17 protein-coding genes, 1 pseudogene and 1 riboswitch are annotated in these 21,309 nt (G+C 70.7%); of the genes and pseudogenes, 3 read left to right on the top strand and 15 right to left on the bottom strand.

The genetic code is table 11. From position 1 onward, the window contains the following. The first annotated feature begins 47 nt into the window (after window positions 1–47). A complete protein-coding gene (locus tag ACIBHX_RS18680) occupies window positions 48–2,228 on the top strand; it encodes a M64 family metallopeptidase (protein WP_397068356.1) in 2,181 nt (726 codons plus the stop codon). Here ACIBHX_RS18680 and ACIBHX_RS18675 read toward each other — a convergent pair. The 12 genes and pseudogenes from ACIBHX_RS18675 to ACIBHX_RS18620 all read right to left on the bottom strand — a co-directional run. Then, on the bottom strand, window positions 2,209–3,003 hold the full coding sequence (locus ACIBHX_RS18675; RefSeq protein WP_397068355.1) for a glycerophosphodiester phosphodiesterase: 795 nt from the start codon (window positions 3,001–3,003) through the stop codon (window positions 2,209–2,211). The genes ACIBHX_RS18680 and ACIBHX_RS18675 overlap by 20 nt on opposite strands. Window positions 3,004–3,014: 11 nt before the next feature. After that, on the bottom strand, window positions 3,015–3,974 hold the full coding sequence (locus ACIBHX_RS18670; RefSeq protein ID WP_397068354.1) for a phosphotransferase family protein: 960 nt from the start codon (window positions 3,972–3,974) through the stop codon (window positions 3,015–3,017). A gap of 17 nt (window positions 3,975–3,991) precedes the next feature. Further along, complete coding sequence (locus ACIBHX_RS18665; RefSeq protein ID WP_397068353.1) at window positions 3,992–4,834, bottom strand: aldose 1-epimerase family protein; 843 nt, start codon at window positions 4,832–4,834, stop codon at window positions 3,992–3,994. 42 nt (window positions 4,835–4,876) lie between these two features. Continuing rightward, window positions 4,877–5,884, bottom strand: coding sequence for a LacI family DNA-binding transcriptional regulator (locus ACIBHX_RS18660; protein WP_397068352.1), 1,008 nt, complete (start codon window positions 5,882–5,884; stop codon window positions 4,877–4,879). Continuing rightward, window positions 5,856–7,217: a GH1 family beta-glucosidase gene (locus ACIBHX_RS18655; RefSeq protein ID WP_397068351.1), complete on the bottom strand. Its 1,362-nt coding sequence runs from the start codon at window positions 7,215–7,217 to the stop codon at window positions 5,856–5,858. Before ACIBHX_RS18655 ends, ACIBHX_RS18660 begins: the two co-directional genes overlap by 29 nt. Next, complete coding sequence (locus ACIBHX_RS18650) at window positions 7,214–8,044, bottom strand: carbohydrate ABC transporter permease (RefSeq protein WP_397068350.1); 831 nt, start codon at window positions 8,042–8,044, stop codon at window positions 7,214–7,216. The genes ACIBHX_RS18655 and ACIBHX_RS18650 overlap by 4 nt, the downstream gene beginning before the upstream one ends. Next, window positions 8,041–8,979, bottom strand: coding sequence for a carbohydrate ABC transporter permease (locus tag ACIBHX_RS18645; RefSeq protein WP_397068349.1), 939 nt, complete (start codon window positions 8,977–8,979; stop codon window positions 8,041–8,043). The genes ACIBHX_RS18650 and ACIBHX_RS18645 overlap by 4 nt, the downstream gene beginning before the upstream one ends. 72 nt (window positions 8,980–9,051) lie before the next feature. Next, complete coding sequence (locus ACIBHX_RS18640) at window positions 9,052–10,368, bottom strand: ABC transporter substrate-binding protein (protein WP_397068348.1); 1,317 nt, start codon at window positions 10,366–10,368, stop codon at window positions 9,052–9,054. 324 nt (window positions 10,369–10,692) lie between these two features. Then, window positions 10,693–11,931 (bottom strand): RNA polymerase sigma factor, encoded by a 1,239-nt coding sequence (locus ACIBHX_RS18635; RefSeq protein ID WP_397068347.1) that lies wholly within the window; start codon window positions 11,929–11,931, stop codon window positions 10,693–10,695. 125 nt (window positions 11,932–12,056) lie between these two features. After that, window positions 12,057–12,758 (bottom strand): CHAP domain-containing protein, encoded by a 702-nt coding sequence (locus ACIBHX_RS18630; RefSeq protein WP_397068346.1) that lies wholly within the window; start codon window positions 12,756–12,758, stop codon window positions 12,057–12,059. A 13-nt stretch (window positions 12,759–12,771) separates the two neighbouring features. Next, window positions 12,772–12,907, bottom strand: a riboswitch (cyclic di-AMP (ydaO/yuaA leader). Window positions 12,908–12,983: 76 nt separating this feature from the next. Further along, window positions 12,984–13,940, bottom strand: a complete 957-nt coding sequence (locus ACIBHX_RS18625; protein WP_397068345.1) for a Gfo/Idh/MocA family protein — start codon at window positions 13,938–13,940, stop codon at window positions 12,984–12,986. Between the two features lie 10 nt (window positions 13,941–13,950). Further along, window positions 13,951–14,436, bottom strand: a pseudogene (locus ACIBHX_RS18620) (aldo/keto reductase); the annotation flags it as partial. A 116-nt stretch (window positions 14,437–14,552) separates the two neighbouring features. Here ACIBHX_RS18620 and ACIBHX_RS18615 point away from each other — a divergent pair. After that, entirely contained in the window at window positions 14,553–15,506 is a 954-nt protein-coding gene (locus tag ACIBHX_RS18615) for a hypothetical protein (protein WP_397068770.1), read from the top strand. After that, window positions 15,503–16,663, top strand: a complete 1,161-nt coding sequence (locus ACIBHX_RS18610) for a DUF6716 putative glycosyltransferase (protein ID WP_397068344.1) — start codon at window positions 15,503–15,505, stop codon at window positions 16,661–16,663. Before ACIBHX_RS18615 ends, ACIBHX_RS18610 begins: the two co-directional genes overlap by 4 nt. 79 nt (window positions 16,664–16,742) lie before the next feature. Here the strand turns inward: ACIBHX_RS18610 and ACIBHX_RS18605 are convergent, their stop codons facing one another. The 3 genes from ACIBHX_RS18605 to ACIBHX_RS18595 are packed head-to-tail and all read right to left on the bottom strand — an operon-like array spanning window position 16,743 to window position 21,026. Continuing rightward, a complete protein-coding gene (locus tag ACIBHX_RS18605) occupies window positions 16,743–17,984 on the bottom strand; it encodes an alpha-2,8-polysialyltransferase family protein (protein WP_397068343.1) in 1,242 nt (413 codons plus the stop codon). Window positions 17,985–18,012: 28 nt separating this feature from the next. After that, entirely contained in the window at window positions 18,013–18,993 is a 981-nt protein-coding gene (locus tag ACIBHX_RS18600) for a glycosyltransferase family 2 protein (protein ID WP_397068342.1), read from the bottom strand. Beyond that, entirely contained in the window at window positions 18,990–21,026 is a 2,037-nt protein-coding gene (locus tag ACIBHX_RS18595; RefSeq protein WP_397068341.1) for an N-acetylneuraminate synthase family protein, read from the bottom strand. The genes ACIBHX_RS18600 and ACIBHX_RS18595 overlap by 4 nt, the downstream gene beginning before the upstream one ends. Window positions 21,027–21,309 lie beyond the last annotated feature (283 nt).

The following is a 21,309-nucleotide window of genomic DNA, read 5'->3' as shown; positions in this document are numbered from 1 at the left end:
CCAGATGAGATGAGACCGGCGGCACGAACCAGCCGATAGTGCATGACATGCGAAGTATCGCCGCCCTCACGCTCGTCGCGAGCCTCTTACAGACACCCGCCGCCACAGACCCCGGCACCGCCACGGTCACGCCGGTGCAGGTCACGGGAGCGCCCGCGAAGCGGTTCAACCTGATCATCATGGGAGACGGGTACACCCAGGCCGACCAGGCCAAGTTCCAGGCCGACGTGGACCGGCACCTGAACGTGATGTGGTCACTGGAGCCGTTCAAGACCTACCGGAACTACATCAACGTCTACCGGGTGGACATCGTCTCCGGCGAGTCCGGCATCAGCTGCGACCCCGACCTCACCAGCCCGAAGAAGACGACCCCGCTCAGCATGGGCTTCTGGGGCCAGTGCAACCCCGGCAGCGTCCAGCGCCTCATCACGATGGACAACACGGCCGCCACCAAGTACGCCAACCTGGTCACCGGCACCACCGGCGCCAACAGGCAGATCCTGGCCCTGGCCAACAGCGGCACGTACGGCGGGGCGGGCGGCTCCTACGCCACCGCCTCCGGCAGCAACGCGATGTCGGCCCTGATCAGCCCGCACGAGCTGGGCCACTCGCTCGGCGGCCTGCAGGACGAGTACGACTACTACCAGCGCGGCGTGCCCGGCGGCGCCTACACCGGACCCGAGCCGTCGAGCGCCCACCACACGCTGCTGACCGAGCAGCAGATGCGCGACCAGCAGAAGAAGTGGTGGCGCTGGCTCGGCGAGCCCAGCGAGGCCGGCGGCCCGATCGGCCGCTACGAGGGCGGCATGTACTACCAGACCGGCGTCTGGCGCCCGAGCAGGCACTCGATGATGAAGACGCTGGGCTACTACTACGACCAGGTCGGCCGCGAGGTGATGGCCCGCCGTATCACCGCCAAGACCGACGTCGTGCAGGACTCCACGCCCACCGGCGCTCCGGTCGGCGCCGACCGGGTGCTCTGGGTGGAGCCGATGCGCCCCGTCGACCACGCGCTGACGGTCACCTGGAGCGTCGACGGCAGGGAAGCCGGCCACGAGCAGGCACTCGACCTGCGCACCCTGGGCCTGGCACCCGGCACGCACACCGTGACGGCCACGGTCACCGACCCGACGGACTTCGTCAGGGACCCGGCGGTCCGCGCGGCGATGACCAGGACCCGCACGTGGACGGTCGACACCTCGCTCACCACGCCGCCCGACGGCGTCACCGAGGGGTTCGTCTCCTCGACCCCGGCCGACCGGCCCGTCGGCAGGGGCGGCGTCGTCTACGTGGAGACCACCCACCCGGCCGCGAGCATCCCCGCGGTCACCTGGCGGCTGGACGGCAAGCAGGTCGGCGACACCGGCAGCGACCTGGACCTGTCCACGCTCACCGGCACCACGCTGACCGCTTCGCTCGGCGGCAGGACGCTCACGTGGACGATCGACGGCGCACCGCCCAGGACCGGATACGAGCTGTCCGAGCCGCTGGCCCGCTCCGGCGACACCTACGTCTACAACGGCCCGTTCACCATGCGCCTGACCGGCACCGACGACCGTCCCGGCTACGTCGTCTCCGAGTCGCGGGTAGACGGCGACGGCTGGTTCGACTACTTCGGCTGGCCGACCTCCTCCGCCCTGCCCTGGACGTTCAGCGAGAGCGGCACCGAGATCGACCATCTCGTGTACGGCAAGCTGCCCCGCGGCCGCCACGCCATCGAGTACCGCTCGATCGACGCCGCGGGCAACCGCGGAGAGGCGGGCACGTTCAAGGTCACGACCATCGCGCCCCCGCCGGCCTGCTCGCAGACCGTCACCGGCGCGCACGCGGGACCTCTGACCGTGGCGAACGGGGTCACCTGCCTGGACAACGCCCAGGTCCGCGGCGCTGTCACGGTCAAGAAGGGCGGAACCCTGGTGGTGAAGGGCGGCTCGATCTCCGGTGCGCTGACGGCCCAGGGCGAGGTGCAGCTGCTCCAGGCCACGGTCACCGGCGCCCTGCTCGCCGGCGGCTCCTACACCGTGGTCGGCGCCAGGATCCAGGGCGCGGCGGCCTTCACCGGTCCGGGGATCCTGTCGGGCACAGCGGTCAGCGGCGCCCTGTCGTGCACCGCCGGGGCCGACGACCTCGGTGTGCCGAACACGGCCGGCACGGGCGGCTGCGCCGTACCGAAGGCCGAGAAGAAGCAGCAGGACTACGCGGCCGTGGTCAGCGGCACTTCCCCTTGAGCCAGGCGGCGAGCTGCGGCGTGTAGTCGGTCGCGATCCGCTTGGCGCCGCTGTTGAGAGCCGTCGCCCACGCGCCCTTGTTGAGGGTCCACGAGGGCGGCGGCTCCTCCCACTTGGTCACCTCGGGCCAGACGGGCCCACCGGTCAGCAGCTTGGACGGCAGGCCCGCAGCCTGCACCTGCCGCCTGAGCTCGGCGGCGATGCCCGCGTCGTGCGAGTAGAGGATGATCTCCTGGCCCTGGTAGTGCTCCTTGACCGGGCCGAGCACCTCCGACCAGGCGCGCGACTTGATCGAGGCGTCCGCGTTGAGCAGCGACTGCCGCGTCTCCGGCTTGATCTCCACCAGACCGGCCATGCCGTCCGCCTTCATCGCGGTCAGCCAGTCGCGGAAGGTGTAGACGGTTTCGCCCTTGAAGATCCCTCTGGTGATCGTGCGGCCCTTGAGCTGGTCGGCGCCTGCGGCCCACCAGATGGCGGTGACGTCCCGCTTGGGGCCGCTCAGTCCCCAGGTCGAGGTGTTGTGCCACATGACGGCCTTGGTCCCGTCCTTGGTCAGCTGCAGGTCGGCCTCGACGCCCGCCGCGCCCCACCCCCGGTACCGGCTGATCGCGGTGGGGTTGTTGGTCTGGCGCACCTGGTCGCGCTGCCAGCCGTCCGGGCCGGTGGGGTAGCCGCCGTGCCCGAAGATCTGCGGGCAGCTCGGCAGCTGGGCGGACGTCGCGGGGGCGAGCGAGGTCAGCAGGGCCATCGCGGCCACCGCGTGGGGGAGAGCCAAGAGCCGGCCTTTCAGAGTTGGTCGAGCGCCTTCACCAGCGAAGCCGTGGCGAGGTCGCGCAAGGGGGCGTAGTCGTCTTCCGGATACTGCCGGGGACCGTTCTCCACAAGCAGGATCAGATACAGGTAGGCCCGGTAGAGGTCGAGCCGCACGGGGGAGAGCTCCAGCGGCCGCACCTCCCGGTACCCGGCGAGCAGCGGGTCGTCCTCCGTCAGCTCCCCGAAGATGGTGGGCGTGATCAGCTCGGCCAGCGGATCTCCCCAGAAGGCCCGCTCGTGGTCGATGACCGCCTGGATCCTCGGCGTGCCCGACAGATCGAGGAACACGTTGCCCGGCCACACGTCGAAGTGCACCAGTCGCGGCTCGGCCACCTCGTCGAGCACGGGGGAGGCGGCCTCGATGACGGCGCGGATCTCGTCCGCCGGCCGGGGGAGCGGCGTGGGATAGCGCTCGGTGTCGTCCAGCAGCGCGCCCACCATCGCCAGGTAGGCCTCGCGCCAGGTGGAGCCGGTGATCCCGGCGTGCGGGTAGCCGAAGGTCGGGCCGGTCACCGAGTGCAGCGCGGCCAGCAGCCCGCCCAGCTGCCTGCGCAGCGCGTCCTGGTCGGCGGGCTGGGCGCGGTTCCACGGCACGCCGTCGAGCGCCTCGAGCACCAGGTAGTCGCCGCCCAGCACCGGATCGTCGAACCCGGCACGCAGCAGCCGCGGCACCGGCACGCCCGCCTGCCCGGCCAGTTCGAGCGCGGCGGCCTCCGTGCGCAGCAGGTTGCGCTCATAGCTGAGCTGCTTCAGCTGCGGCGGCGGCGCCAGCTTCAGCACCACGGCCCGGCCGTCGTCCAGCTCGAGCCGCCAGACCGCGTTGGCGAAGCCGTCGGTCAGCTCCTCGATGGCCCCGACGCCGGTCCCGAGCGCGCGGCGCGCCAGGTCGTCCAGCTGCCCTGGCGATAAGCGGCGCTTCGTCCTGCTATCCACGGAACGGCATTCTGTCGTCAGTCGACGGAGATCGTCCAGCGGGCCTCGTGGCGGCCGCCCGGCTTGAGCGTCACCAGATCGACTCCGGAGTTGAACGCGTCGGGCGGGCACGTCATCGGCTCCACCGCCACGCCGCGGTATCCCAGCGGTTCCCCGGCGCACACCTGCACCCACGGCAGCACGTGCGGATCCCACGAGATCCGCACGTCGCCCACCCGCGCCCACCCCTCCGACAGGCCGGTGAAGGCATGGTCGACCTCCAGCCCCGCCACCTGGCGGGCTTCCCGCAGGTCGTACGGCGTGCCCGCGGCGTCGGCCACCTCGGCCGGGACCAGGTCGTCGTCGGTCAGCAGCACCTTGGAGGCGGGCACCTGGACGAGCTCGCCCAGCAGCCACGGGTGCGGGCCGCAGCCGTAGGGGGCGGGGTGGTCACCGATGTTCTCGGCGGTGACCGTCGTGGTCAGGCCGTGCCGGTCGAGCCGGTAGGTGACCTGCAGGGCCAGCGGGAACGGGTAGCCGGGAGCGCCGGTGAGGGTGTGGGCCAGCCGTACGAAGGCGTGGTCGTCCTCGGCGGCCAGCCACTCCACCACCCGCCACTCGGCCGAGGAGACCAGCCCGTGCAGGGCGTGGCCGCGCGCCGGCTCGGAGACGGCCAGCTCGTGAGCCCGCCCGTCGAAGCTGTAGCGGGCCCGGGCCACCCGGTTGGGCCAGGGGGCCAGGATCGTGCCGGCGAAGAAGGGGATCGGCCCGTCATCGGGCCAGGACGTGATCAGGTCACGGTCGCCGTGCCTGAGCATGCTCAGCGCGGCGCCGCGCTCGCTGATGCGCGCGGTGTAGCCGCCGCCGACGAGCTGGGGCACGGGGGAATCCTTTCGACAGGTCAAGACCAGCATATCCGCTGGTCAAGCCGACTCTCGGCGCACCAGGTGAGTGTCCAGGATGACGACGGGCTGGCGCAGCTCCTCGCCGTTGATGCGGGCCACGAGCAGCTGCGCCATCTGCCGGCCCATCAGCTCGGTCGGCTGGTGGACCGTGGTCAGCGGCGGCTCGGTGTGCGCGGCGGCCTTGGAGTCGTCGAAGCCGACCACGGCCACGTCGCCGGGGATGGCCAGGCCCGCCGCCCGCAGCGCCCGCATCGCGCCCATCGCCATCGGGTCGGAGGCGGCGAACACCGCGTCCAGCCCGGGATGCGCCTCCAGCAGCTCCCGCGTGGCGGCGAGTCCGCTGTCCTCGGAGAAGTCGCCGTAGGCCACGATCTCCGGCAGGCCGGCGGGCAGCACCACGTCGCGGTAGCCCGCGAGCCGGTCGACACCCGCGGCCATGTCCTGCGGGCCGGCGATCGCGGCGATCCCGGTGCGGCCCAGACCCACCAGGTGCTTGACCGCCTGCCGGGCGCCGGCCCTGTTGTCCATGTCCACGTAGCTGTAGGGGTCGAGGCCGACGGGGCGGCCGCCCAGCACGGTCGGCACGCCCATCGCCTCCAGCCTGCCCGGCAGCGGGTCGGCGCCGTGCAGCGACAGCAGCAGCACCCCGTCGACGTGCTGGCTGGTCAGGTAGTGCTCCAGCCGCTCGTGCTCCTCGCGCGACTGCGCCATGGCCAGGATGAGCTGGAGCCCGGTCTCCGACAGCGCCGAGCCGATGCCGCGGATCGTGCCCGCGAAGTACGGCTCGTCGAAGACGCGCAGCTCGGACTCCGACACGACCAGCGCGACCGTGTCGGTGCGGCGGGTGACCAGCGCTCTGGCCGCCCGGTTGGGGACGTAGCCCAGTTCCTCGATGGCCTGCTGGACCGCTTGGCGGGCCTTCTGGCTGACGTTCGGCGAGCCGTTGATGACCCTCGAAACGGTCCCCCGGCCCACCCCGGCCAGGGCGGCCACGGCCTCAAGAGTCGGTCGGTTCATGGCGCTCATTCTGCCGGATGATGTCCGCATACCAGAGGGCGCTGTCCTTGGGCAGGCGCCGCTGGGTTTCGAAGTCCACATGTACCAGTCCGAACCGCTTGCCGTACCCCCAGGCCCACTCGAAGTTGTCCATCAGCGACCAGGCGAAGTAGCCCTCGAGCGGGACGCCCTCGTCGATCGCCGCGCGGCAGGCCTCGAGGTGCGCGTCCAGGTAGGCGATGCGGTCGGCGTCGCGGACCCGGCCGTCGTCGAGGACGTCGTCGAAGGCGGCGCCGTTCTCGGAGACGACCAGCGGGATCGGCGGATAGTCGCGCGCCACCCTGGTCAGCACCTCGCGCAGGCCGTCGGCGTCGATCTCCCAGCCCATCGCGGTGACGGGCCGCCCGCCGTCGAGGAACGCCACGTCCTCGGCTCCCACCCAGGGGGAGCCCGAATCGGTGGGGGCGGCGGAGGCCGACGCCCTGCCCGGCTCGGTGCCCGAGACGATGTAGCGGCTGTAGTAGTTGACCAGCAGCACGTCGATGGGCGCGCTGATGACCTCCATATCGCCTGACACCGGATTTATCGGGATGTCGTCCGGATATGTGCCTTTGAGGAGGGCATCCAGGAAGAGCCGGTTCTGCAGGCCGTCGATCTTCTTCGCGGCCGCGACGTCCCTGGGGTCGTCGGTGGCGGGCGTGATGGCGTAGAGGTTGACGCAGCCGCCGACCCGCGACGGCCTGATCGCCTGGACGGCCAGCCCGTGCGCCAGGTTGAGGTGATGAGCGGCCTTCAGCGCGTTCTCCGGCTCCCTGCGCCCCGGCGCGTGCTCGCCCGAGGCGTACCCGAGGAACGCCGCGCACCACGGCTCGTTGACCGTCGCCCACGTGTGCACCCGGTCGTGCAGCGCCTCGTGCACGGCCGCCGCGTAGTCGGCGAAGCGGTAGGCGGTGTCGCGCTCGGGCCAGCCGCCCCTGTCCTCCAGCGTCTGGGGCAGATCCCAGTGGTAGAGCGTGAGCCACGGCTGGATGTCTTTCGACAGCAGCTCATCCATCAGGCGTTTGTAGAAGTCGAGCCCCTTCGGATTGATGTTTCCTGACCCGTCCGGCTGGATGCGCGGCCACGACACCGAGAACCTGTAGGCAGTCAGCCCCAGATCGGCCATGATCGCGACGTCCTCCGCGAAACGGTGGTAGTGGTCGATGGCCACGTCCCCGTGGTGCCCTCCGACCACCCGTCCCGGCCGCCTGACGAACGTGTCCCAGATGGACGGCCCCCTGCCGTCCTCGTCCACCGCGCCCTCGATCTGGTAGGCCGATGTGGCCGCACCGAGCACGAAGCCGGCGGGAAACTGTGTCCTCACGCTTTGACAGCACCTTCCATGAGTCCGCCGACGATCTGGCGGCCGAATGCGATGAAAACCGCGATGAGCGGGATGATCGACAGCGCCGTCCCCGCGAAGATCAGCGTGTAGTTGGTGGAGAAACGGGCGTTGAGCGACGTGATCGCGAGCTGCACGGTCGGGTTGTCCGGAGTCAGCACGATCAGCGGCCACATGAAGTCGTTCCACATGAGCATGAACGTGTTGATCCCGAGCACCGCCATGCCGGGCCGCACCGCCGGCAGCACCACGTTCCACCAGATGCGCAGCGTCGCCGCGCCGTCCACCCTGGCCGCCTCGACCAGTTCGGACGGTACGGCCTGCCGCGTGTACTGCGTCATCAGGAACACGCCGAACCCGTTGAGCAGGAACGGCAGGATGACCGCCTTGAGCGTGCCCGTCCAGCCCAGCGCCACCATCAGCCGGTAGAGCGGCACCACGCCCATCTGCTGCAGCGGAACCGCCATCGTCAGCAGGACCGCCACCAGCAGCACGTTGCGCCCGCGGAAACGCAGCGCGGCGAAGGAGAACCCGGCCAGCGTCGAGATGACCACCACGGAGACCGTGACGATCGACGAGACCACGAAGGAGTTCGTCAGGCCGAGCAGGAAGTGCGCGTCCTCGTTGTTCAGCACCGCCACGATGTTCTCGCCGAGGTTGCCGCCCGGCAGGAGCGGCGGCGGCATCGCCACCGCGTCGGCGTTGCCGCGCGAGGCGATCACCAGCATCCAGTACAGCGGGAACGCCGACAGCACGACCGCGACCGCCAGCATGACCCGGGTGATGAGCGTGGGAGACCAGGTGTTCATCGCCTGCCCCTGACGAGAAGGAAGTTGATCAGCGCGCCGATCAGGATGAGGAGGAAGAGCAGCCACGCCGCCGCGGCCGCGTAGCCGTAGTCGAACTCGCGGAAGCCCTGCTTGACGATGAACATCGCGACCGTCTGGAACTGGCCCTGCGAGCCGCCGTCGACGTTGCCGTTGTAGAACGTGGTCGGCTCGGAGAAGAGCGTCAGCCCGCCGATGGTCGAGTTCAGCACCACGAAGATCATCGTCGGGCGCAGCATCGGCAGCGTGATCTGCCAGAACTGCCTGCGCCGGGAGGCCCCGTCGATGGCCGCCGCCTCGTACAGGTCGCGCGGGATCGTCTGCATCCCGGCCAGGAAGATGATCGCGTTGTAGCCGGTCCAGCGCCAGTCGACCATCGTGGCGATCGCGATCCAGGATGGGATCCGCTCGGCCCGCCAGTTGAGCCTGTCGACGCCGAACCAGCTCAGGACCCAGTTCGCCAGCCCCCAGTCGCGGGCATAGAGCTGGGTGAACACCACCGCCACCGCGACCACCGAGGTGACCAGCGGCAGCAGCACGCTCATCCGGATGGCCAGGCGCAGCCTGAGCCGCTTGTTCAGCGCGTTGGCCAGCAGCAGCGCGAGCAGCAGCTGGGGCACCGTGGCCAGGAAGAACATGCCGACCGTGTTGGCCACGGCGTTCCAGAAGTCCTCGTCGGCGAGCAGCTTGGCGTAGTTGCCGAGCCCGGCCCACTTGACCGTGCCCGCCAGGTCGTAGTCGTAGAGGGAGTACCAGAGCGTGAAGGCCAGTGGAAACAGCCCGAACGCGGCGAACAGCAGGAAGTAGGGGGATACCAGGGCGTACGGCATGGCCTTGAGGTCCAGCGTCGACCGCCAGGAGCGAGGCGGGGTGTGGCGGCGCTGCCGTGCGACCCCGGGAAGGGTGTCGAGGCTCATGGGAGACCTTTCGGTGCGGGGTGGGAACCGGGTGGGACCGCTCCCACGATGGGGAGCGGTCCGCCGTACCCGTCAGCCCGCGGCCTTGACCGCGTCGTCCACGAGCTGCTGCCAGGCCTTGTCGTAGCCGACCGAGCCGTCGTCCATGCCCTGGATCACCGACTCGATGGCGTTCTTGACCTGGGCCTGCTTGACGCCGAGGAACACCGGCTGCAGCGAGGCCGCCGACTTGGCGAAGATGTCGCCCATGGGAGCGCTGTTGAAGAACTCGTTCTTCGCGCTCTGCACGGCCGGGTCCTGCTGGGCCTTGACGTTGCTGGGCATGTTGCCGAAGTCGCTGAAGATGCTCGCCTCGGTCTGCGCGCTGGTCAGGTAGTCGGCGACCTGCGCGGCCTCTTTCGGGTGCTTGGACTGCTTGGGTACGGCCAGCCACGAGCCGCCCCAGTTGCCGCCGCCGCCGGGGACCGCGGCCACGTCCCACTTGCCCTTGCCGCCCTCACCGGCGTTGCCGCTGACCACGCCGAGCATCCAGGACGGGCAGCCGAGCGTGGCGAAAGCGCCCTTCTGCGTGCCCGCGGCCCACTCGTCGGTGAAGTTGCGCAGCTTGGCGGTCAGGCCCAGCTTGCTCATCTTCGTGGCGAAGTCGAAGGCCGTCTTGACCGCCGGGTTCTTGTCGACGATGAGGTTGTTGGAGGTGTCGAAGTACATGACGTTGCCGTTCTTCGCGGCCTCCTGGTAGAGCACCACCTGGTAGAGGGTGTTGGTGCCGTCGGTGAACCTGCTGTCCTTGACCTTCGCCTGGAACTGCTGGCCGACCTTGATGAAGTCGTCCCAGGTGGGCCAGAGCGCGCTCACCTTCTCGCGGTCGGTGGGCAGGCCCGCCTTCTTGAACAGGTCGGCGCGATAGCACAGGCTCATGCCGCCGATGTCGGTGCCCAGGCCGAACAGCTTGCCGTCGGCGGTGACGCCGTTCTCCCACTTCCAGGCGGGGAAGTCGGCCTTGCGGCCGTCCAGGCCGTACTGCTTCAGATCGGCCCACCACTCGGGGTGCGCTTTGGCCAGGCCCATGCCGCCCTCGTCGATGCCGATCACGTCGCCGGCGCCGTTGCCGGCCTGCAGCCACTGGATCATCTGCGGCCAGTACTGCTGCTCGAACTGGTCGGTCAGGTGCTCTTCCTTGATCTGGATGTCCTTGTGCTCGGCGTTCCACCTGGTGATGGCGTTCTTGTAGCCGAAGTTGCTGCCGCCGCCGAAGGTCTGCACCCGGATCGTGACCGGCTGCGCGGCCGCCGACGTCTTGGGAGCGGAGGTGGAGCCGCTGCTGCACGAGACGGTGGTGGCCAGCACGGCGACCACGGCTCCTGCCGCGGCAAAGCGCTTGTTGGTCATGATTCCTTGCCCCTCTGGGTGGGTCGTGGGTGGGAGGTGGGAGGAGTTGGGAGCGCTCCCAGCAAGAGTGCCTGCAGCGCCCATTCCCGTCAATCCACCGAAACGCAACCGTTACCGGGCGTGCCATCGAGCAGGACTTTCACGGACGAACGCCCCAAACATGCTGTTGGGAGCGCTCCCATCCCATCCACGTCGTTTCCGCGCTTTTACGGCAAGCCTGGGGACCGCCTCTCACCGTCGCGGGCTCGCGTGGGTGCACGGCGGCAGGGCTGAACGCGTGCGTGGTGCCCGCCGTAACGCCGCCCTGTGGGCCTGGCGCCAGGGTCAGGCGGGATCGCAGGCCTGGGCGCGGGCGGCGAGCAGGACGCGCTCGCGCTCGTTGCGCGTGAGCGTGGCGGCGCGCTCGAACTCCGCGCGCGCCTCCTCCCGGCGGCCGAGCTTGAACAGCAGGTCGCCGCGGACGCTCGGCAGCAGGTGGTAGGCCTTGAGCGAGGGGTCGTCGACGAGCTGGTCGATCAGCTCGAGCCCGACCGCCGGGCCGTACGCCATCGACAGCGCGACGGCGCGGTTCAGCTCGATGACGGGGGAGGGCGACAGGTGGGCCAGCTCCTCGTAGAGGGCGGCGATCCGCGGCCAGTCGGTCGACTCCGGCGTCAGCGCCCTGGCATGGCAGGCAGCGATGGCGGCCTGCAGCGTGTAGGGGCCGCGCGCGGCGCTGAGCGTCCCGGCGCGCTCCAGCGACTCCAGGCCGCGGGTGATGTGCGGCCGGTCCCAGCGGGCGCGGTCCTGCTCGAGCAGCAGCACGGGCTCGCCCGACGGGCCCACCCGGGCGGCCGAGCGCGACTGCTGGATCTCCATCAGCGCGACCAGCCCGTGCACCTCGGGCTCCGCGGGCATCAGCCCGGCCAGGACGCGGCCCAGGCGCAGCGCGTCCTCGCACAGCCCCGGGCGCATCCAGTCGTCACCGGCGGTCGCCGAGTAGCCTTCGTTGAAGATCAGGTAGATGACCTCGAGGACGGACGTGAGCCGTCCCGCCAGCTCCGCGCCCTGCGGTACCTCGAACGGCACGCCCTTGTCGGCCAGCGTCCGCTTCGCGCGGACGATCCGCTGGGCCACCGTCGGCTCCGGCACCAGGAAAGCCCGGGCGATCTCGTCGGTGGTCAGCCCGCCGAGCACCTTGAGCGTGAGCGCCACCCTTGCCTCGGTGGACAGCACCGGATGGCAGGCGGTGAACACCAGCCGCAGCAGGTCGTCCTCGATCTCGTCGACCTCGGGCAGGTGCTCGGTGTCGTCCAGAGCGTGACCGATCTCGGCGAGCTTGCGCTCGTAGTTCTGCTGGCGCCTGATCAGGTCGATCGCCCGCCGCTTGGCCACCGTCATCAGCCAGGCGCCCGGGTTGCGCGGCACGCCCGTCTCCGGCCACTGCTCCAGCGCGGCTACCAGGGCGTCCTGCGCCAGCTCCTCGGCCAGGCCCAGGTCGCGGACGAGGCCCGTCAGCCCGGCGATCAGCCGGGCCGCCTCGATCCGCCAGACGGTCTCAACCGTGCGATGAGCGTCGGTCACCGGGCCATCACAGCAGCTCACCCGTCCCGCTGACAACGGTGTCCCGGCCGGTCTTGTCCACGATCGTGAACTTCACGAATGGGGGATCGATCATGACCGGCAGGACACGCAACGGCGGGGAGGGGTCAGGAGGCGTACTCGGGGTAGCCGTAGCCGACGACCTGGGACTTGGGGCGGACGCGCTTCTCGACCTCACCGTTGCCGGTGTTGCCCTCGATCGTGGTGATGGTCCCGTTGTGGTTGTCCTTGACGACGAAGCCGACGTGGTCGATGTCGTCGAGGCTCTTGCTGCCGTCCCAGGCGTAGTAGACGACCGCGCCGGGCTTGGGGGTGTTGCCCCAGCGCTTGTTGTTCTTGAACCACTTGGCGTAAGTGACGGTGTAGGCGTCCCAGCCGACGGTGGAGCGGGCGCCGGTCTGCTCGCCCACCCAGGAGACGAACATGGCGCACCACGCGGCGTTCCGGTACTCCGCCTTGCTGCCGCCGTCGCGCCTGACGGTCTCCGTGGCGCGCGGGGAGTTCATGTACCACTTCTGGAACTTGGTCCCACCGCCGCTGGCGTCTTCCCTGGTGCCGATCTGCCTGGCGGCCAGCGTCAGGACCTGGGCCGCGGTGACCCTCGCCTTGACAGTGTGCGCCTTGACGGTGTGCGTCTTCGTGTAGGTCTCGTCGGTGATCACCTGCGCGGCGGGCGCCTTCACCGAGGCGGTGTCGGCGGTGGCGGCCTGGGCCGCGTGGGAGCCGAAGGCGGTGGTGAGGACCGTCAATCCGAGGACGGCGTGAGCGTAACCGATCTTGGGCGCACGAGTAAGACGATGCTTGACCATCGGGTGGGAGATCTCCTTGCTTCCATGCCGCTTACCGAGTTAGCTGACGGGTTCGGGCGTGGAAGCTGCCCTACGGCACCGTGGTGCCGATTCACCCCAAGGACGTGGGTCCCCGGCTCCGCGCGAGGCGGACTCAGCGGTCACAGGGTTTTCCTGTGATGTGGCAACGAAAAGGTTGCCCGGACATGGAGAAAGTAATACATGCGGCAAGAGGGTGACAAATCCCTAAAGGTAAAGTTTGGTGATCTGCCCCCGTGCTTCGTCCAGCAACCCGGCCATCGCGAGGCTCTCATCCAGCGGCATGACAGGGCTTTCCGTGCGCCCCTCGGCCAGGGCGTCGCGCACCTCACGAAGCTCGCCCGCGTAGCCGTTTTCGGCCGGATCGAGCAGGTGCTCGGAGGGGCTCACACCGGGTCCTGACAGCACGACCCGGCGCGGCGCCCAGAAGGGCGCGTCGATGTCGGCACGCAGCGAGGAGCCCACCACGGTGGCCGTGTTCGGGTAGGCGGCGAGTAAAGAGACGTCCACGAGCGCCCGGGCGCCGGACGGGTAGATCAACACGCCGCCCGCTTCAGCGTCCACCCCGGTGGGCGCGAGCGAGCCCGTCACGTGCAACGACGCAGGCTGGCCGAGCAGCAGCTGGGCCAGCCCGAACGGGTAGATGCCCAGGTCGAGCAGCCCTCCGCCGCCCAGCGCAGGGGCGAAGAGCCGATGGGCGGGATCGAAGGGCTGCGCGAAGCCGAAGGACGCCTGCACCGACCGGACGTCCGTCACGGACTCCTTGACCATGCGGATCAGCGGGTTGAAGCGCATCCACATGGCCTCCATCAGGAAGACCCCGGTCTGGCGGGCCAGCCGGACCATGCGCTCGGTGTCGGCGACGGAGGCGGTCAGCGGCTTCTCGCACAGCACCGCCTTACCGTGCGCGAACGCGGCCTCGGCCACCTCCAGGTGCTGGGCGTGCGGGGTGGCCACGTAGACGGCGTCCACCTCGGGGTCGGCGCACAGCTCGTCGTAGGAGCCGTACGGCGTGCCGCCGAACTCGGCCGCGAAGGCGGCCGCCCGCTCCGGAGAGCGCGATGCGACAGCCGCGACCCGCATCCCGGGCTCTGCCGCGATGACCGCGGCGACGGTCCTGGCGATGCCGCCGGTCGCCGCGATGCCCCACCCTAAGTCCGCCATGCCGATCACCCTATCGGTTGAAGGTCGCCGGATCGGGGCCCAGTCGCGTGCCCCTGCTCAGCGCGCCGATGGCCGCCATGTCCTCGGCGTCGAGGAGGAAGTCGAAGACGTCGATGTTCTCCCGTATCCGCGCCGGCGTGACGGACTTGGGGATCACCACGTTGCCGAGCTGGATGTGCCAGCGCAGCACGATCTGGGCGGGCGATTTGCCGTGCTTGTCGCCGAACACGGCCAGCGCGGGGTCCTCCAGCAGGCCGCGGCCCTGGCCGAGTGGGCTCCACGCCTCGGTGAGGATGCCGTTGGCGGCGTGATAGGCGCGCAGCTGCTTCTGCGGGAAGTACGGGTGCAGCTCGATCTGGTTGATCGACGGGGTGATCTCGGCCTCCCGGTCGAGCCTCTCCAGATGGTCGAGAGTGAAATTCGACACACCGATGGCCTTGACCCGGCCCTCGCGGTAGATCTTCTCGAGACTTTGCCAAGCCTGCACATATCTGTCCCAGCTGCGGAATCTGCACGCCGTCGGTGTTGAGCATGAGCGAGTTCATGCGATCCATTGTTCACGCGGCGTTACCTGTCGCTTCAGGTGACCTGGCTAACTTGGGGGCCGTCGTGATGAACCAATGGGGCAAGGCGGCCTCGGCCTGGGTGGAGTCGCCGCTGCAAATGCTGTGCGCCGTCGAGGCCCACCACGCCGGACTGCTCGGCCCGGAGACCAGGCTGGTGCCCCGCGCCGGGCTGCGCCCGCTCAGGGTGACCCGCCGGGAGCTGGCCAAGCTCGCCCTGCCCAAGGGGCTGGAGCTGGCCGAGCCGCGCGAGCGGATGCCGCGCAAGGTGCAGGCGGTGGGCGACGCGTTCTCCGGGCGGGTGCAGCTGCGCTGGCTCGTCTCCGGCCCGGGTCCCATCGTGATCGTCGACGACGGGCTGGCCACGCTGCGGCTGCTCGAGCTGCTGGCGGCCGGGCCGTACAAGCCGCTGCTGCGGGCGCGCGCCCAGCCGGGACGGCTGCGCGAGCTGCTCGGCCTGGCCGCGGCGATCCGGCTGCACGCCAGCCGGGTGTCCGTCTTCACCGCGCTGCCGGTCCCCGCCCAGCTGGCCGAGGGCGTCGCGGCCGCCGGGGTGAACCTGGTCAGGCACGACTTCGGCTGGCTGCGCGAGCAGCCGCAGAGCACGCCGACGCCGCCCGAGCGGACCGTGGTGCTGGGTACCTCGCTGGTCCGCAACGGCCTGGTGCACCGCGAGAACTACCTGCGCTGGCTGGCCGAGCTGGCCGACAGCGAGCCGCTGGCCTACTTCCCGCACCGGCGCGAGGATCCCGGCGACGTGGCGATCATCCGCGAACGGCCCGGCATCACCGTGCACGAGGCGGGCGCCCCGGCCGAGCTGACCCTGCGCGGGCTCGAGGCGGGCCAGCGGGTGGTGAGCCTGCCGTCCACCGCGATCACCTCGCTGCGGGTCCTGCTCGGACCGCGCGGCGTGGCCGTCGAGCCGGTGGACGTACCCGACGAATGGTGGACCAGCAGGGCCGCCCCGGCCCTCCGCTCGCATTTGACAGGAGTACCCAGGTGAAAGTGCTGGCCGTGGCCGACTCGGACTCGTATCTGAAGTGGGTGGCCAGCCTGCTCGACGATCTGCCCGACGGGTGCGTGACCGACCTGGCCGTCGTGCGCACCCCGATCGCGCCCTCGCCCGCCCAGCTGGCCGCCGCGGTGGGCGACAGGCCCGTGCCGCCGGTGCTGTCGGCGCGCGCGCTCAGGCGTGCGGCGGAGCGCGACAAGCCCGAGGTGATCATCCTGGCCTGCACGGGACCCGTGGTGGACGTGCTGGCCGCGGACGTGCTGGCCGGGCTGCGGCCGCGGCCGGTGTTCGTGACCGGGCTGCCCGGCATCTCCGTGCCCGCCACCGAGAAGGCCTGGCTCTACCGCAGCGGCTGCGACCTGTTCGTGGTGCACAGCGAGCGGGAGGTGGCCGAGTTCGGCGAGATCGCGGCCAGGCTCGGCGGGGGAGGGGCGGTGGGGCTGGCCCGCCTGCCGTTCCTGCGCGCCGCGGCCGGCGGCCGGACCAAGGAGCGGGTGGTCTTCGCCACCCAGGCGAAGGTGCCGCGCGAGCGGGAGGAGCGCGAGCGCATCCTGCTGTCGCTGGCGGCGCTGGCCGAGCGCAGGCCTGACCTGGAGGTCGTGGTGAAGCTGCGCGCCCTGGAGGACGAGCGGCAGACCCACAACGAGCGCCACCACTACCAGCGGCTCTGGCGCGAGCTCGGCGAGCCGGGCAGGCTGAGCTTCGCGGCCGGTCCCATGCACGAGCAGCTGGCCAGGGCGGAGGGCTTCGTCACCGTCAGCTCCACGGCCGCGCTCGAGGCCATCGCCCAGGACGTGCCGCTGCTGGTCCTGGAGGACTTCGGCGTCAGCGCCGAGATGATCAACCTGGTGTTCGAGGGCAGCAGCGTCCTCGGCACGCTCGGCGACCTGGAGCAGGGCGACTTCAGGACCGCCTCGCCGGCCTGGTGCGCGGCCAACTACTTCCACCCCGCCGGCCGCGACAGCTGGGTGGCGCTGCTGACCGCGCTGGTCATCGGGCCGTTCTCGCCCGCGCGGTCGCTCATGGACGGCCCCGAGCACGCCGCGGCCCGGCGCAGAGCCCGGCTGCGGGTGGAGGTTCGCCCGGATCTGCTGCGCGTCGGCTACCGGGCCAAGCGCAGGCTCACGCGGTACATCGTCAGGCGCTGAACCCCCACCGGGCCAGTGGCCTGGCAATGCCGACGGCGGCGACCGATCCGGTCGCCGCCGTCGGCATGTGCGCGGCTGCTCAGCGCGTCGAGGTGAGCTTCCTGCGCAGCCGGGTGATCGTTGACGGCTTGGGCGCCAGGCCGAGCGTTTCGAGCCGCTTACGCTTGAAGTAGCGGGGATCCAGCTCCATCCCCTCCGGACGCAGCTCCGGATACGCCTCGGCCTGCATGCAGTAGCCGACCGCGCGTACCAGCCGCGCCAGGTCGACGGGCGGCGGCTGTTTGATCGACCCGTCGTCCGCCAGCCGCGGCAGCGTCGCGTCCACGATGGTGACCGGTACGCGGTTGCTGTTCTCGTACGGCGCGAGCCGCTCGAGCACCATCTCCGTGCCCAGCGAGGCCACCTCGAGCCCGAACAGCCGACGGGCGGTGACCAGCGCGGTCGAGAAGCAGCCCACCACCAGCTCGGGCCGCAGCGCGGCGAAGCACACCTCGGCGGGTACGCTCTCGCCCGCCACGACCAGCTTCACGCGCAGCTCGTCGGCCACCCCACGGAGCAGCTGGGCGTGGCGGCGACCGGCGGCCGGATGCGGCTTGAACACCACGCTCGAGTGCCCCCGGGCCGCCAGGCCGCGCAGCATCGCCTCGTGCAGGCCTGCCTCCTCCTCCGGCGTGACGATCTCCAGCGCCGACAGGTACTGGCCCAGGATCATCGCCTGGCCTGACATCATGTCCGGCGCCGTCGCCGTCACCTGGCCGACCACCTCGAGGAAGGCCCGGTCGGGAAGCGGTGCGGCGGGCACGCCGTACTCGCTGAGCAGCAGCGGCTTGAGCCCCGGCACCAGGTCCAGATGGAGCAGGCGGGTGATGCGGCGGAAGATCTCGGCGGGCAGCGGATCGCGCGTCGGGCCGTAGCTCATCAGCCCGTCGGAGTAGACCGTGATCGGGCAGTCGCGCACCAGCCCGGCGATCGTCCGGGCGGGAGGCACCGCGATCGACTCCAGGACCAGCTCGTCGACCTCGTCGAGCTTCAGATGGGAACGGATCAGGCGCTCCAGCATCGGCACCTCGATGATCCGCGCCTTCCAGTCCGACGGGTGCAGCGGCGCGATCAGGTCGTTCCACGAGTGCACCTCGGCGAAGCGGGACCGCAGCACCGCGAAGCCGGGCGTGTGGTCCAGCGGAACCGTCACCTCGGGGATCGACGAGTTCGTCGACACGATCAGCAGCCGCCGCTCGGGCGGCCCGAACTCGCCCGCGTCGATCGCGGCCGCCAGCGACATCGCCCCGAACAGCGTCGAGGCGTAGAACACCTGCGTCATGAGGCCCCCCTCGTCGTCGCCGTGCCGCTCACGGCTCCTCCTTGTCGCGGCGCACCCGCACGGACGGGCCCGGCGGCAGGTCGGGGACCAGCGCGCGGATCGCCTCCTCGCGTTCCACCGCCATCCGCGAGACCGCCTCCACCACCAGCGCCACCGGCAGGTCGCGCACCATCGCCGCGCCGCGCTCGGCGAAGCGGGCACGCAGCGGCGGTGCGAACCGGTCGGCGATCTCCAGGTGGTGGCCGAGCAGCGCCAGGAAGTTCCGTGCCGCCTTCGGCAGGAACTCCGGCTCCACGTCCTTGAACACCAGCTCGAACGCGTCGAAGAAGTGCAGTTGCCGCTCGTCGCCCACCTGGGTCAGCGACCCGGCCACCTGCCTGCGGTAGAACACCCCGGCCAGCGACACCACGGCGAACGTGGCCGCCTCCCTGTGCAGCCGCCAGATCCACGGCCGGTCCTCGGCCGTGTGCAGCGAGCCGGGGAACTGCAGCAGGTCGCGCAGCGAGCGGCGGTAGACCCCCGCCCAGGCGTAGGGGTAGTCGACCATGGTCCGCACCCCGGCGGGCAGGATCGCCTCGCGTGGGTCGAGCACCACGCCCCGCCGCGCCAGCGGAGCGCGGTGCACGACCCGCTTGCGGCCCTCCACCTGCACGTGGTCGGCGCGGACGAAGTCGCACCCGAGGCCGTCGATGGCCCCGACCAGCTCGTGCAGGTAGCCGGGGGCGAGCCAGTCGTCGCCGTCCATGAACGTCACGTACCGGCCGGTGGCGGCCGCCAGGCCCACGTTGCGGGCGTCGGCCAGCCCCACCGGGGCCGGGTTGCGGACCAGGGACAGCCCCGGCAGGTCGGCGCGGAAGTCCTCCACGATCGCCGGGGTCGCGTCGACCGACCCGTCGTCCACCACGATGAACTCGAAGTCCCGGCGCGTGTTGCGGCAGAGCGAGCCGAGCGCGTCGGCGATGAACCGCTCCCCGTCCCGCACCGGGACGATGACCGACAGAGCGGTCACACCGTGACCCTGCGCAGCCGGGCCTTGGGCGCCTCCTCGCCGGGGAAGACCCGCTTCACCCCGTCACCGAGCGCCTGCTCGATGATCCGGACGTCGCGCACCAGGTGCTCCAGTCCGGCCGGCTCGAGCGAGGCCGCGTGGTCGGAGCCCCACATGGTCCTGTCCAGCGTGATGTGCCGCTCGACGCACACCGCGCCCAGCGTGACCGCGGCCAGCGAGATCTGCAGGCCGCGCTCGTGCCCGGAGTAGCCGACCGGCACGCCGTACCGCTCCTTGAGCGTGGTGATCGTGCGCAGGTTGGCCTCCTCGGGAGGCAGTGGGTAGGTGGAGGTCGAGTGCATCATGATCAGCTTGTCGGTGCCGAGGATCTCGACCGCCGCGTCGATCTCCGACAGCGTGGACATGCCGGTCGACAGGATGATCGGCTTGCCGGTGGCGGCCAGCGCCCGGAGCAGCTCGTGGTCGGCGACGCTGGCCGAGGCCACCTTGTGCACCAGGACGTCCATCTCCTCCAGGAACTCCACCGAGGGCACGTCCCAGGGCGAGGCGAACCAGTGCAGCCCGCGCTCGTCGGCGTACTTGGCGATCTGGCGGTACTCGTCGCGGCCGAACTCGGTCCGCTTCTTGTACTCCAGGTAGGTCATCTCGCCCCACGGCGTCTGCCTGATCTGGTCGCGCTGCTCCAGCGGCACGCAGATCTCCGGGGTGCGCTTCTGGAACTTGACCGCCTGGCAGCCGGCGTCGGCTGCCACGTCGATCAGCCTGCGGGCGATGTCCAGGTCGCCGTTGTGGTTGATGCCGATCTCGCCGATCATGTAGACGGGCTCGCCGTCGCCGACGCGCACGTCGCCGATCTCGACCGGGCCCAGCCTGGGCCGCGTCTTGACCTCCGCCACGGGCGGCTCGGGCCGCGCCGCGATCACCCGGTCGCACAGCTCGCGTACGGCTCCCGCGCCGCCGGGCTTGGACAGCACCACGCGTGCGGCGGCCCGGACCCTGGGGTGCGCGTCGGGCACGGCGATCGGCCAGCCCACCTCGGCCATCGGGCCCAGGTCGTTGACGTCGTTGCCGACGTAGGCCACCCGCGCGGGGTCGAGGCCCTCGATGGTCAGCCAGTCGCGCAGCACGGTCCGCTTCTCGGCCAGGCCCTGCAGCACGGGCACGCCCAGCTTGCGGGCGCGCGCGGCCACCACCGGGTTGTGCTCGGTCGACATGACCAGCAGCTTCACGCCGGAGCGGCGCAGCAGCGCGATGCCCATCCCGTCGGAGCGGCTGACCAGCACCATCTCGCGCCCGTCGGAGTCGACGTAGGCGCGGTCGTCGGTGTGCACGCCGTCGAAGTCGGTGATGACGGCGTCGACGTCGATGGGCTCGGGCTCGTCGATGAACGGCGCCAGGGCGCGCACCAGCTCCAGGTCCTCGGGGTCGTCCACCTCGATGGCGTGCTGGGCGGGCACCGGCTGGACGGCGACCTTGCCGAAGAATCGGTGACCCGACTCGCGCAGGCCGGCGGTGCGCATCACGTAGAAGGCGCCGTTCTCCCTGAACTGGGCCTCCCGGTCCTGCCTGCGCGGGCGGAACGCCGGGTCGTGGTTGATCCCGGCGCCCGCGGCGGTCCACAGGAACTCGTGCGTCGGCAGCCCCGACACCACGGAGTCGGCCTCGCCGTCCAGGACGGTGCGCACGGCCGCCGACAGGTCGGCCGGGTTGATGAACGCGCTGGTGCACTGCACCAGCAGGACGACCTCGGGCTCCTCGTCCATCGCGTCGAGCGCGTGCAGCACGGCGGACTCGCTGGAGGCGGTCGCGCCGCTCAGCTCCGCGGGCCGCTCCACGACTTCGGCCCCCGCCTCCCGGGCCACCTCGGCGATCCCCGCGTGGTCGGTCGAGACGACGACCCGGTCGATCAGCTCGGCCCGCAGGCACGCCCGAACCGCGCGGGCCACCAGCGGGATCCCGCCGACCGGGGCGAGGTTCTTCAGGGGTACGCCCGCCGAACCTCCGCGGGCGGGAACTACGGCCAGGACTCGCAATGTGACTCCTCAAGTGCGTTACGTGCACTGGGAAGCTAACGGCCCGACTTGAACTGCGGCTTAACTGTGCGTGGGCATCCGGTAGAGCAGTTCTGGCCGTCCTGCACACCTCACCACCTCCGCGCGATAAATGCGTGGCGGTCCGTGCGATCGCGGGGCTACCGTAGATCACGTTCGTACAGGAAAGGGGTCACGTCCACGGACGTGGTGTATGAGTCGATCTTCGCGTGATCCTGTTTCTGCAGGTTAAGCGGTAAGTGTCTGCGGGAGTGGGCTCGGGGTG

It is taken from the genome of Nonomuraea sp. NPDC050536, from assembly GCF_044457685.1.
In the GTDB taxonomy this organism is placed as follows: Bacteria; Actinomycetota; Actinomycetes; order Streptosporangiales; family Streptosporangiaceae; genus Nonomuraea.
This window is presented reverse-complemented; position numbering and strand designations above follow the sequence as displayed.

Coding starts and splice junctions, on each gene's coding strand:
- ACIBHX_RS18605 (WP_397068343.1), bottom strand. CDS start 17,984: ATGACGCAGGTGTTCTACGCCTCGACGCTGTTCGGGGCGATGTCGCTG.
- ACIBHX_RS18645 (WP_397068349.1), bottom strand. CDS start 8,979: ATGAGCCTCGACACCCTTCCCGGGGTCGCACGGCAGCGCCGCCACACC.
- ACIBHX_RS18640 (WP_397068348.1), bottom strand. CDS start 10,368: ATGACCAACAAGCGCTTTGCCGCGGCAGGAGCCGTGGTCGCCGTGCTG.
- ACIBHX_RS18625 (WP_397068345.1), bottom strand. CDS start 13,940: ATGGCGGACTTAGGGTGGGGCATCGCGGCGACCGGCGGCATCGCCAGG.
- ACIBHX_RS18680 (WP_397068356.1), top strand. CDS start 48: ATGCGAAGTATCGCCGCCCTCACGCTCGTCGCGAGCCTCTTACAGACA.
- ACIBHX_RS18615 (WP_397068770.1), top strand. CDS start 14,553: ATGAACCAATGGGGCAAGGCGGCCTCGGCCTGGGTGGAGTCGCCGCTG.
- ACIBHX_RS18630 (WP_397068346.1), bottom strand. CDS start 12,758: ATGGTCAAGCATCGTCTTACTCGTGCGCCCAAGATCGGTTACGCTCAC.
- ACIBHX_RS18660 (WP_397068352.1), bottom strand. CDS start 5,884: ATGAGCGCCATGAACCGACCGACTCTTGAGGCCGTGGCCGCCCTGGCC.
- ACIBHX_RS18650 (WP_397068350.1), bottom strand. CDS start 8,044: ATGAACACCTGGTCTCCCACGCTCATCACCCGGGTCATGCTGGCGGTC.